The organism is Paracoccaceae bacterium (assembly GCA_033344815.1).
Taxonomy (GTDB): Bacteria; Pseudomonadota; Alphaproteobacteria; order Rhodobacterales; family Rhodobacteraceae; genus Roseobacter.
This window is the reverse complement of record JAWPMR010000001.1, coordinates 4,007,559-4,019,461: the sequence shown is the minus strand read 5'-3', so window position 1 is coordinate 4,019,461 and position 11,903 is coordinate 4,007,559. Positions and strand designations below refer to the sequence as shown.

Here is an 11,903-nt window from a genome sequence, read left to right as displayed (position 1 = left end):
TGAAACCAATTTACGGCCAAATAGGCGGCGTCGACGGGGCGCACGCCGATCTTGTCGGCGTCATCCTATCGCCATCTGTACCAGTTGGGACCAAGCGATCAACGAAATGCCTGACAACCGCAAACCTACCGCCCAGCACTAACTTTTGCTTTGGCAATGGCTGCCAAAGAATTGCGCTTGGCCTGCGTGATCCGTACCGACACGATGTCACCTACAGTGGCGTCCGAATCTTCGATATGCACAGCATGAAGGTATTGTGATTTTCCAACCATTTGACCGGGTTTGCGCCCGGTTTTTTCCACTAGGACCAGCAGATCACGCCCTACCATGCTGTTTTGGATTGCCTGTTGCTGGCGGGTTATCAAGGCTTGAATCCGACGCAGGCGATCATCCGCAGCGTGCACATCAACCTGTGGCCTTTCCGCAGCAGGTGTCCCGGGGCGGGTCGAGTACTTAAACGAATAGGCATAGCCATAGTTAACTGCTTCAATCAAATCGAGCGTCGCTTGAAAATCCGCCTCCGTTTCCTCCGGGAAGCCAACAATAAAATCCCCCGACATCACAATATCCGGACGGGCTGATCTGATTCGCTCGATGACACGCAAGTAGCTCTCTGCCGTGTGGCTGCGGTTCATCCGCTTTAGAATGCGATCAGAACCGGATTGAACAGGCAAATGCAAATAGGGCATGAGCTTTTCACAGCGACCAAGAGCTTCGATCAAGTCATCGGTCATGTCATTGGGATGGGACGTGGTAAACCTGATGCGTTCCAGGCCATCGACTTCATTCAAGGCCCATATCAACTGCGCGAGACTTTGGTCTGATCCATCCGAACCGGTGCCGTGATAGGCATTTACATTTTGCCCCAGCAGGGTGATTTCGCGCACACCGCGCGCAACCAGTTCGCGGGCTTCGTCGAGAATTCGGGGGACGGGACGGCTTGCTTCGGCACCGCGCGTATAGGGCACAACGCAGAATGCACAGAATTTGTCGCATCCCTCCTGTACGGTCAAAAACGCGGAAGGCGCGCGTTTTATTGCACTGCGCTTCGTCAGCGTTTCGAATTTGTCGTCTTCCGGGAAATCTGTATCCAACGCAGTCTGCCCTGCGCGCACGCGGGCTTCCATCTGCGGCAAACGGTGATAGGACTGCGGCCCAACCACCAGGTCTACGGCCGGTTGACGCCGCATGATCTCTTCACCTTCAGCCTGTGCCACGCATCCGGTCACCCCAATCTTCAAATCAGGGTTTTGCGTTTTCAAACTTTTGAGGCGCCCGAGTTCAGAATAGACCTTTTCAGCCGCTTTTTCCCGAATATGACAAGTGTTCAACAGGATCATGTCCGCATCGGTAGCATCCGCGGTTTCCACATAGCCCTGTCCGCCCAGCGATTCCGCCATGCGCTCACTGTCATAGACGTTCATCTGACAGCCATAGGTTTTGATGAAGAGCTTTTTGGGCGCGGTCATTGGAAATTCCGGTTCACAGGGCGTTGGCGCGGTGCTTAGCAGTACGGACAATCTCTTGCAATAATCGCAAAACGGATGCCTCCGCATTCATGGACAAATGAACTTTAAGCAAAGCTTTCAAAGATAGGTCGAACCGTCGAGCAAAAGTCGGGCAAACTGCAAAGGAAAAAATGTGCCAATCCGCGCGCCCTGTGACGCAGGGTATTAGGTATTTATCGGTGGCGGGCTAACCGACTATCCAAGACCGCTGGAAGCCCAGCACAAAGGTAAACGTCATCGCGTCGCATAACGGCAGCACCGTAGGGTGGACGCTCGTCCACCGCCACGTCAAGACTTGCGGCGCAGCCTGATCACAACGTCCACTGAAGCTATTTCTGCGCCTTCGGGCGCATCGGGGATTTGCGCAATCACCAATTGATCGGAGGGTGCATCCGTAAGCTTCGCCTCGTCTTCCCAGAAAAAATGCGGGTGGTCATGCGTGTTGGTGTCAAAATAGCTCTTGGACCCATCCACGGTTACTTCCTGCATCAGGCCCGCATCACAGAAAGCCCGCAGGGTGTTGTAGACTGTCGCCAAAGAGACAGCTTCGCCCTGCTTCTTTGCTGACGCAAACAAACTCTCGGCCGTGACATGCCGATCCTGACCATCGCCGATCAGCAGCGTGGCAAGCGTCACTCTCTGTCGCGTTGGTCGCACCCCGGCCGTCTCAAGCCAGGCGGCTCCTATGTCTTGTTGCGCGCTTGTCATGGCGTCCTCTTGGTCATCTCACCCTCTATATAGGGCGTATTGCGAGTCATTTTCAATTGATTATGCCGATTTTGTCTCTGATAAGCATCATCGGCATTTGCACAAAAGACGCATCAGAGCTCCCGCCAGCGCTCTTGCAGAGCCTGCAAAGCCGATGCTAGAGGGGTTTGATCAACAAAATACTTCAGCAGGAGACCTGCCGTCATGGCCAATTACCCCAAAAGCTTTGATAAAGATGAGCTGCTGAAATGCGCGCGGGGAGAACTGTTTGGTCCCGGTAATGCGCAACTGCCTGAGCCGCCTATGCTTATGATGGACCGGATCACGGATATATCTGATGATGGCGGCACGAATGGCAAGGGCCATGTCACGGCAGAATTCGACATCCACCCTGACCTCTGGTTCTTTGACTGTCACTTTCCGGGCAACCCGATCATGCCCGGCTGCCTAGGTCTTGACGGGCTTTGGCAGCTGACCGGTTTCAACCTTGGCTGGCGCGGCTGGACTGGACGGGGCATGGCAGTTGGTGTCGGGGAAGTGCGGCTCACCGGCATGGTGCGTCCGGATCGTAAAATGCTGACCTATCACGTAGATTTCACCAAAGCGTTGCAAACCCGTCGCTTGACAATGGGTGTCGCCAATGGCCGGGTGGAAGCTGATGGGGATACAATCTACGAAGTAACCGGCATGCGTGTCGCCTTATCAGACGTCTGACTTAGAGATCACGAAGGAGAAAACCATGCGCCGCGTCGTCGTGACAGGATTGGGCATTGTCTCATCCATTGGGAATAATGCCGAAGAGGTCCTGTCCTCACTCAAGGCAGGAAGAAGCGGCATCGTGGCCAGCCCGGAAATGGCAGAACACGGGTTCCGCAGTCAGGTGGCAGGCACGCTCAAAATTGACGTCTCGGAACATATCGACAAACGCACATTGCGCTTCATGGGACCGGGTGCGGCCTATGCGTACATTGCAATGGGTCAGGCGATTGCAGACGCAGGTCTGGACGACGAAGTTGTATCAAACCCGCGCACGGGTCTGGTTGCCGGATCCGGCGGGCCGTCTACCAGCGCAATGTTAACGGCCCATGAAGTTGTCAAAAACACGGGCGCGACCAAACGCATCGGACCTTTTGCCGTGCCCAAATGCATGTCCTCAACGGTCAGCGCTAACCTCAGCACTGCCTATAAAATCAAAGGCATAAATTACTCTATAACGTCGGCGTGCTCCACGTCACTGCATTGCATTGGCAACGCAGCAGAGCAGATCATGATGGGCAAACAGGATGTGATGTTTGCCGGTGGCGGCGAGGAATTGGATTGGACGCTGTCGTGCCTGTTTGACGCTATGGGTGCAATGAGCAGCAAATATAATGACGCGCCGGAGACTGCGAGCCGGGCGTTCGACGCGACGCGCGACGGGTTTGTGATCTCGGGCGGCGGTGGCATCGTTGTGCTGGAAGACCTCGAACATGCTTTGGCGCGGGGTGCAAAAATCTACGCAGAAGTCACCGGGTATGCAGCCACTTCTGATGGGCACGATATGGTGGCCCCATCCGGCGAAGGCGGCGAGCGCGCCATGCGTCTGGCGCTGAGCACCCTGCCGGAAGGGCACAAAGTCGGATACATTAATGCCCATGGGACCTCCACGCCGGTCGGGGATGTGGGAGAGATCGAAGCGGTTCGCCGGGTCTTTGGCAAAGGCACCACCCCGCTTGTCAGTTCCACCAAGTCCATGACGGGTCACGCACAGGGAGCTGCAGGCGCGCTTGAAGCCATCTTCAGCCTGCTGATGCTGGACAATGACTTCATCACAAAGTCTATCAATGTGGTAGAACTTGACCCCGCGCTGGATGATACAGAGATTGCGCTTGAACGCGTCGACAACGCCGGACTGGAGTCCGTGATGACCAACTCATTTGGGTTTGGTGGCACAAACGGATCGATGATCCTGTCGAAATACTTGGGATAGGAGAGCGTTCATGACCGGTTTGTTGGACGGAAAACGCGGGCTTGTTATGGGCGTGGCCAATGAACGCTCCATCGCCTGGGGGATCGCAAAAGCCATGGCAGGTGCTGGCGCGGAACTGGCGTTTACCTATCAGGGCGATGCTTTCGGTACACGGTTGGCCCCACTCGCGGCATCCGTGGGGTCGGACTTCATGGTCGACGTCGACGTGACCGATGACGCGTCGCTCGATACCGCTTTTGCGCAGTTGGAAGCGCGCTGGTCCACCATTGATTTTGTCGTACACGCCATTGCGTTTTCGGACAAAAACGAACTTACTGGACGATTTTTGAACACCAGCCGGGCAAATTTCAAACAAACGATGGACATCAGCGCCTACTCCTTTGTTGAAGTTGCACGGCGCGCGCACCCGTTGATGGTGGAAAACGGCGGCACTTTATTGACCTTGACCTATCAGGGCAGCAATACCGTCGTGCCGAATTACAATGTCATGGGCGTGGCGAAGGCGGCTTTGGAAAGCGCCACGCGTTATCTGGCAAATGATCTTGGTCCGGAGGGCATCCGGGTAAATGCAATTTCTCCCGGACCAATGAAAACACTGGCCGGAGCCGCCATCGGTGGCGCCCGCAAAACCTACAAACATACGGATCAAAACGCGCCTATGCGCTCCAATGCCACGCTGGAAGCAGTTGGCGGTACAGCCGTTTATCTGGCTTCAGATGCTGGCGCCTGCACAACTGGTGAAATTATTCGTGTTGATGGCGGGTACCATGTTCTGGGCATGCCGCAGGGGGAGAACATCTAAGTCAGGGTGGCCTGAAGCCCACCCTACGGCGCATACCGCCTTAGTAATGCCACATTTGTGTTGCACGCTACAAAGATGGGCAGTGTTATCGATTCTCGCAATCTGCGCCAAGAGCGCTACAGGAGCCGCGCGCGACGTGCTAGGCTTCTGGGTTGGGCTTTGGTTCCCGTGGCATCGGTTACGATGTCCGCAGCCTTATGGTCGGACCCCGTTCTCCAACCAAAACTGCTGGCCGGACTTGAAGTTGTTAAACCAATCGTTTCGAGCATGATCGAAAGCGGTTCGTCCCCTGATATCGACCCGGGGCAGCAAGGTGAGGGCTTTGTTGCAGCCGCGGAATTCAATGCGGGCATGTCAGGATTGCCTGCCTCGAAGACACCGATCAACCGACCGGAAGTCGACGGCTAGACCTTCTTCGGGCGCGTCCGATACGCCCGTCAGGCGATCGACATCAGTTCAATATCGAAGGTCAGATCTTGCCCCGCCAACGCGTGATTGGCGTCAATGGTCACGGTCGCATCATCCACCGCAACAACCATTACCTGCATGGCCTGACCTTCCGGTGTTTGCACGTTGAGCTGCGTCCCTATGTCCAAAGGCACATCTGCTGGAATACCTTCACGCGGGATGGTTTGCCGCATTTCAGGATTGACGGGTCCATAAGCCTGATCACACGGGACCTTGACAGTTTTTTTGTCACCCACCGTCATGCCTGGCAATGCAACATCCAGGCCGGGAATGATTTGCCCGGAGCCAACTTCGAATTCCAGAGGATCACGTCCTTCCGAGCTGTCAAAGATTGTGCCGTCAAGCAGCGTGCCCTTGTAATGGATGCCGACGATATCGCCCATTTTAACCTGGGTCATTGAAACTCCGATCATGCTTGGAAAATGAGTGTGGGAGGCCGCGTGACCGCACGGGTTCTCCGGGTACATCTGCAAACTGCCCGTCCTGTTCGCATGAGTAAAGTCAAAAACCGGGCATTTCGGTCTTTTCGCTCAAGCCTCGCCATGACACTCTGCGGTAAACGACGACTGGAGCCCCTTGAATGCCAATCACCACATGCATCTTTGACGCCTACGGTACCTTGTTTGATGTGGCGGCGGCGGCACGCCAAGCGGCCTCTGAGCCTGATTTTGCAGAATTGACGGATAGCTGGCCTGACTTGGCCGAGCATTGGCGTCAAAAACAACTGCAATACACCTGGTTGCGTGCGGTGACCGATGCCCATGGTGATTTTTGGCAAGTGACGCAGGACGGCCTCGACTGGGCATTGGAAAAAACCGGGCTGGACGGGAATGCAGCTCTGCGCGAACGCCTGCTTGCACTCTATTGGGAACTCCAAAGTTATCCTGAGGTGCCCGAGATGCTGCAACGTTTGAAGGCATCCGGAATGGCAACTGCAATCCTGTCAAACGGGTCACCGGATATGTTGCAAGGGGCGGTCACTTCCGCAGGGATACAGGATCTGCTGGATGACACTCTTTCGGTTCAAAGCGTAGGTGTCTTCAAGCCCGATGCGCGCGTTTACGATCTGGTCGGCAAACGGTTTGGTTGCGAAAAAAGCGAGGTTCTGTTCGTTTCGTCAAACGGATGGGACGCCGGTTGCGCCACCGGGTATGGCTTTTCGTCAGTCTGGGTCAATCGCGCGGGTGATCCAGTGGATCGCCTGCCGTGGCGGCCGGCCCATATCAGGCCAGATTTGTCCAGCATTCCGGACGTGGCGGGCCTGCCATGACGCGGTACAAGACATCGGACGGTTTGAGTTTGTACTACACGGAAAGCGGCGACGGCATTCCGGTTCTCTGCCTTGCAGGCCTGACGCGGACTACCGCTGACTTCGACTACATGACGCCGTTTCTTACGAATTTGCGGCTGATCAAAATGGACTATCGGGGGCGTGGGGCATCTGATTGGGATCCGAATTGGCAAAATTACGCGTTGCCTGTTGAATGCCGTGATGTAATTGAACTCCTCGATCACCTTGAAATCGACAAGGCTGCCATTATCGGCACATCACGCGGTGGGTTGAATGCAATGGGTCTCGCGGCAGGGGCCAAAGATCGGTTGATCGGGGTTGCCCTGAACGATATCGGGCCGGTCATCGACGCCGAGGGTCTTGCGTTCATCTCCGAGTATCTGGGACGCAATCCAGCGGCGAAATCGCATGCTGAGGCCGCGCAAGCGATGCAAAAGGCATACAGTGGCTTTCATGGGGTTCCCAAATCGCGTTGGGTGGAAGAAGCACAAAAGCATTTCCGTCAAACAGCAAACGGGCTGGAGATTACCTATGATCCAAAGCTGCGCGATGCCATTGAAGCCTTGGGCGCCCAGGCAGCACCTGATCTATGGCCCTATTTTGATGCGCTGCAAGGGCTTCCGATCGCCTGCATTCGAGGCGAAAACTCTGATTTGCTGAGCCCGGAAACGCTGCGTGAGATGGAACGGCGCAGACCCGATATGATAAGCGTCACGGTCCCAAACCGGGGGCACATTCCCTTTCTGGATGAACCCGAAGCGGTTGCGGCCCTCCAAGCATGGGTGGAAAAACTGTCATGAACATTGAAATGATCCGCGCCGCGGCCGGGCGTCTGGAAGGCCACATCAGGCACACCCCTTTCCTGTCTTCGCCGTTTTTGGATGATATTGCCGGGCGTCGTGTCTGGATCAAACCGGAATGCCTGCAACACACGGGCAGCTTCAAGTTTCGTGGCGCGTGGTCTGCTGTCTCTGCCTTGCCCGCAGAGGCGCGTGCACGCGGCGTTATCGCATTTTCCAGCGGGAATCACGCGCAAGGGGTGGCATTGGCAGCAAGATCACACGGAACATCGTCCGTGATTATCATGCCGCGTGACGCGCCAAGGGTCAAAATCGACAATACTCGGAGCCTTGGAGCAGAGGTCGTGCTTTACGACCGCGCGGCGGGCGAAGATCGTGGCGCCGTTGGTACCGAAATTGCCAGCGCGCGTGGTTTAACGCTGATAAAACCCTATGATGAACCACAGGTCATCGCAGGCCAAGGCACCACAGGTTTGGAAATTGCGCAACAAGCCGCAGAGGTAGGCGTGAAACAGGCTGACGTCATTGTATGCTGCGGTGGCGGCGGTTTGTCCTCAGGTATCGCGCTGGCGCTTGAGACCGATGCGCCCGGCTTGCGGGTGCGCACGGCTGAGCCCGAAAACTTCGATGATGTGGCGCGATCGCTGCGATCTGGCAAGATTGAACGCAATAGCAGGATTTCGGGAAGCCTATGCGATGCAATCATCACGCAGCAGCCCGGCGACCTGACCTTTCCAATTCTGAAAAAACTGGCGGGACCGGGCTTCATGGTCACCGAAAACGACGCTCTCAGGGCGGTCGCACATGCGTTCAACCGGTTGAAACTCGTCGCTGAACCGGGTGGTGCCGTCGCCCTTGCGGCAGCACTCTTTCGACAGGATCAGATCGAAGGGAATGACGTTATCGTGGTGATAAGCGGGGGCAACGTCGATGCAGGCGTTTTTCAACAGGCGTTGCAGATGGCAGATCAAGATGTTCAGCAAGGAGATGCGGCATGAACCTGTTAGATGTGGGCGACGTCAGGATTCACTACCGCGTTGACGGGCCGAATGACGGGGCGCCCGTTGTCTTCGCGAACTCGTTGGGGACCGATTTACGTCTGTGGGATCCCATCCTACCGCTTCTCCCCACGGGTCTTCGGATCATTCGGTTTGACAAACGGGGGCACGGTCTCTCGACGTGTCCACCCAGCCCCTATTCGATGGGGGCTTTGGTCGCAGATACTGAAAAACTACTGGATTATCTAAAGGTCAAAGATTGCGTGTTTGTAGGATTATCGATTGGCGGCATGATCGCGCAGGGTCTTGCGGTCAAGCGTCTGGACATGATCCGCGCCATGGTCCTGTCAAATACAGCCGCCAAGATCGGCACGCCGGAAATGTGGTCAGAGCGCATTGAAGGCGTTCGAAATGGCGGCATTGAAAGTCTCGCAGATGCGGTCATGACCCGGTGGTTTTCCAAAGGCTTTTGCGCATTGCCGGAATTGGAACTGTGGCGCAACATGCTGACCCGTCAGGAAGATGAAGGGTACATGGGGTGCTCAGCCGCGATTTCGGGTACTGATTTTTACGCCACGACCGCCAAGCTGCGCTTGCCCACACTTGGAATATCAGGGGATGAGGATGGCTCGACCCCGCCTGATCTCGTGCGTGAAACGACGGATTTGATCCCCGGAAGCCGGTGCCATGTGATCCGCAAAGCCGGGCATTTGCCTTGTGTTGAGAAACCGCAGGAATATGCGAACTTGCTGACCGATTTCTTGAAAGATGTGGGCCATGTATAGCACAATACGCAGCGTTAGGGCGGTCTGACACGTGGCGGCAAGCGTTTTTGACAGCCCGCTTCATGCACGCTTGTTTCCGACCGGCGAAACGGGCCGGTTGTTTTCAGACAGTGCCGCTCTGCGCGCCATGCTCTTGGTGGAAGGCGCATTGGCCAAAGCGCAGGGCGAGCTTGGTATTATCCCCGAAATCAGCGCTGCCGCGATTCACCGTGCCACGCTTGAGATCCAGATAGACCCCGGGGCATTGGCTAAAGAAACGGGCGAAAACGGTGTGTGCATTCCAGCTTTGGTCACGGCCTTTCGCGCTGAAATGAACGCGCCGGAACATGCGCAATATGTCCATTGGGGTGCCACGTCACAGGATATTATCGACACCGGATTGATGTTGCGGCTCCGACAAGCGCTTGTATTGGCTGAGGCGGATTTACGCGTGGTTTTAGCGACGCTGGCAGATCAGGCAGGCCAACATGCCGATTTGCCAATGGCCGGGCGCACTTATGCTCAACAGGCGACACCGACCAGTTGGGGAGCGGTTCTGGCAAGCTGGGGGGTGCCACTTCTGGATGCCATTGATATGCTGCCTACCCTGCGCGCAGACGCCTTATGGGTCTCGCTCTCTGGCGCGTCGGGAACGTCTTCGGCGCTTGGGCCCGAGGCCGCGGCTGTGCGCATGTCTCTCGCTGAGGGATTGGGACTTTGGGACCCCAAACGGTCCTGGCACACCGACCGCGGCCCGATTTTGCGCATCACCGCCTGGATGGCGCAGGTCATGGCCACGCTTGGCGCAATGGGCCAAACACTGATTGCTCTCTCAGCGACTGAACTTCAGGAGGTCAGCCTGGGCGGGGCTGGTGCGTCCTCGACAATGCCACAAAAGCAAAATCCTGTAAGCGCCAGCGCCCTTGTCGCGCTGTCAAACCAGATGAACGGTTTACAGGGATCCTTGCAAATTGCGGCTTCACATCAGCATCAGCGCGATGGGGCCGCTTGGTTCACCGAATGGATGCTGGTACCGCAGATCGCACTCGGTTGCGCGGCGGGTTTGCAACATGCCTTACAACTCAGCCAGCACCTGACCCCGCATCCGATACAGATGGCGCAGGCCTTCGAAAAAGGTCTCGAACTGCTGCACAGCGAAGCGCTGAGTTTCGCGCTGACGGAAAGCATGCCGCGTCCTCAGGCCCAAGCCGCCGTTAAAACGCTTTGCCAAGAAGTCGCGCGTACCGGCAGGCCCCTTTCTGAACTGGCCCGTGCCACGTATCCGAACCTGCCTGAAACCCTGTTCGACCCGCGTATGCAGTTGGGTCAGGCACCTGCGGACGCGCGCGCATTCGTCGCTCGGGTCAGGGCGCTCTGAGCGATGCGCCCTGCCGTTTTGTTCATCCTGATCACGGTCATGCTCGACTCAATGGGCATTGGCCTGATCATTCCTGTGATGCCGGACCTTATTCAGGACATTCAAGGAACGGGTTTGAGCAATGCCGCACTCTGGGGCGGGGTTCTCTCGACCACGTTTGCGGTGATGCAATTTCTTTTCGGCCCCGTTATCGGCGGGCTGTCAGATCGTTTTGGCAGGCGGCCCGTGTTGCTGACATCACTTGTGGTCATGGCGCTTGATTATCTGGTGATGGCGGTCGCAGGAACCATCGCTTTGCTCTTCATCGGGCGTGTTGTGGGCGGTATCACGGCTGCAACTCAATCCACTGCAAATGCTTACATGGCAGATATATCGCGCCCAGAAGACCGTGCCGCAAATTTCGGCCTTATCGGCGCAGCTTTTGGCCTGGGGTTCGTGTTGGGTCCCTTACTGGGTGGGTTTCTGGCCGAATATGGAACCCGCGCGCCTTTTTATGCAGCCGCTGCTCTGGCCGCATTGAACGCGGTGTTTGGCTACTTCGTGCTGCGCGAAACAGTGACGCCCGAAATGCGGCGCCCTTTCCGTTGGGCACGTGCAAACCCACTAGGCAGCATCCGCCAACTGGGTCGATTGCCGGGCGTTGGACCGCTCTTAATTGTATTTTTCCTCTATCAGGTCGCCTTCATGGTCTATCCCGCGATCTGGGCTTTCTTTGGCAAGGAACGCTTTGGCTGGGAGCCTTCAACCATTGGCCTCAGTCTGGCGCTATTTGGCATCATGCTGGCCATTGTGCAGGGGGGATTGATCCGCCCTGTCCTGCGCCTTCTGGGCGAGCGAGGTACCGTAATTTATGGTCATTTCTTTGACATCGGTGCCTTTCTGGCACTGGCATTTGTCACCAGCGGCACGCTTGCGCTGATCCTAACGCCCCTTGCCGCTTTGGCTGCCGTGATCACGCCGGCTCTACAAGGCATTATGTCCAAAGCCGTCGCTGCTGATGCGCAAGGCGAGCTGCAAGGCGCGCTCACTTCAGCCAGCGCCCTTGCCATGATCCTGTCGCCGATGGCGATGACAGGTGTTTTTGCGACCTTCACAGACCCTCAGGCCACAATGTATCTGCCAGGCGCTCCATTCATCCTTTCGGCTATCCTGATCGTTGCCGGACTGTTGGTTTTTGTGGCTTTCCCACCTCGAAAACCCGCCACAAAAGGGTGATG

At 56.4% G+C, this 11,903-nt stretch carries 13 protein-coding genes; 10 read left to right on the top strand and 3 right to left on the bottom strand.

Going from position 1 to position 11,903, the window contains the following annotated elements:
• Positions 1-125 precede the first annotated feature (125 nt).
• Together miaB and R8G34_18570 are read right to left on the bottom strand one after the other, a co-directional pair.
• Positions 126-1,469 (bottom strand): tRNA (N6-isopentenyl adenosine(37)-C2)-methylthiotransferase MiaB, encoded by a 1,344-nt coding sequence (gene miaB, locus R8G34_18575; protein MDW3224859.1) that lies wholly within the window; start codon positions 1,467-1,469, stop codon positions 126-128.
• A gap of 327 nt (positions 1,470-1,796) precedes the next feature.
• Positions 1,797-2,216: a Fur family transcriptional regulator gene (locus R8G34_18570; protein ID MDW3224858.1), complete on the bottom strand. Its 420-nt coding sequence runs from the start codon at positions 2,214-2,216 to the stop codon at positions 1,797-1,799.
• Positions 2,217-2,420: 204 nt separating this feature from the next.
• Between R8G34_18570 and fabA the strand changes: the two genes are divergently transcribed.
• From fabA to R8G34_18550, 4 genes are all read left to right on the top strand, one after another.
• Positions 2,421-2,930 carry a bifunctional 3-hydroxydecanoyl-ACP dehydratase/trans-2-decenoyl-ACP isomerase gene (gene fabA, locus R8G34_18565; protein ID MDW3224857.1) on the top strand — a complete coding sequence of 170 codons (510 nt, stop codon included), beginning with the start codon at positions 2,421-2,423 and terminating at the stop codon, positions 2,928-2,930.
• Positions 2,931-2,955: 25 nt separating this feature from the next.
• On the top strand, positions 2,956-4,185 hold the full coding sequence (fabB, locus tag R8G34_18560) for a beta-ketoacyl-ACP synthase I (protein MDW3224856.1): 1,230 nt from the start codon (positions 2,956-2,958) through the stop codon (positions 4,183-4,185).
• Positions 4,186-4,195: 10 nt separating this feature from the next.
• Positions 4,196-4,987, top strand: coding sequence for an enoyl-ACP reductase (locus tag R8G34_18555; protein MDW3224855.1), 792 nt, complete (start codon positions 4,196-4,198; stop codon positions 4,985-4,987).
• A gap of 75 nt (positions 4,988-5,062) precedes the next feature.
• Positions 5,063-5,395: a hypothetical protein gene (locus tag R8G34_18550; GenBank protein MDW3224854.1), complete on the top strand. Its 333-nt coding sequence runs from the start codon at positions 5,063-5,065 to the stop codon at positions 5,393-5,395.
• A 29-nt stretch (positions 5,396-5,424) separates the two neighbouring features.
• On the opposite strand, the gene R8G34_18545 is transcribed toward R8G34_18550, so the two are convergent.
• Positions 5,425-5,853, bottom strand: coding sequence for a peptidylprolyl isomerase (locus R8G34_18545; protein ID MDW3224853.1), 429 nt, complete (start codon positions 5,851-5,853; stop codon positions 5,425-5,427).
• Positions 5,854-6,035: 182 nt separating this feature from the next.
• Between R8G34_18545 and R8G34_18540 the strand changes: the two genes are divergently transcribed.
• Genes R8G34_18540 through R8G34_18515 form a run of 6 tightly spaced genes read left to right on the top strand, consistent with a single transcriptional unit; the run spans position 6,036 to position 11,901 of the window.
• The gene (locus R8G34_18540) at positions 6,036-6,725 is read left to right on the top strand and encodes a haloacid dehalogenase type II (protein ID MDW3224852.1); all 690 of its coding nucleotides are present in this window, start codon (positions 6,036-6,038) and stop codon (positions 6,723-6,725) included.
• Positions 6,722-7,546 carry an alpha/beta hydrolase gene (locus R8G34_18535; protein MDW3224851.1) on the top strand — a complete coding sequence of 275 codons (825 nt, stop codon included), beginning with the start codon at positions 6,722-6,724 and terminating at the stop codon, positions 7,544-7,546. The genes R8G34_18540 and R8G34_18535 overlap by 4 nt, the downstream gene beginning before the upstream one ends.
• Positions 7,543-8,544 carry a threonine/serine dehydratase gene (locus R8G34_18530; GenBank protein MDW3224850.1) on the top strand — a complete coding sequence of 334 codons (1,002 nt, stop codon included), beginning with the start codon at positions 7,543-7,545 and terminating at the stop codon, positions 8,542-8,544. Before R8G34_18535 ends, R8G34_18530 begins: the two co-directional genes overlap by 4 nt.
• Positions 8,541-9,329, top strand: coding sequence for a 3-oxoadipate enol-lactonase (gene pcaD / locus R8G34_18525; protein ID MDW3224849.1), 789 nt, complete (start codon positions 8,541-8,543; stop codon positions 9,327-9,329). Before R8G34_18530 ends, pcaD begins: the two co-directional genes overlap by 4 nt.
• A 31-nt stretch (positions 9,330-9,360) precedes the next feature.
• Positions 9,361-10,686 carry a lyase family protein gene (locus tag R8G34_18520; GenBank protein ID MDW3224848.1) on the top strand — a complete coding sequence of 442 codons (1,326 nt, stop codon included), beginning with the start codon at positions 9,361-9,363 and terminating at the stop codon, positions 10,684-10,686.
• A gap of 3 nt (positions 10,687-10,689) precedes the next feature.
• Entirely contained in the window at positions 10,690-11,901 is a 1,212-nt protein-coding gene (locus tag R8G34_18515; protein ID MDW3224847.1) for a TCR/Tet family MFS transporter, read from the top strand.
• Positions 11,902-11,903: the final 2 nt, after the last annotated feature.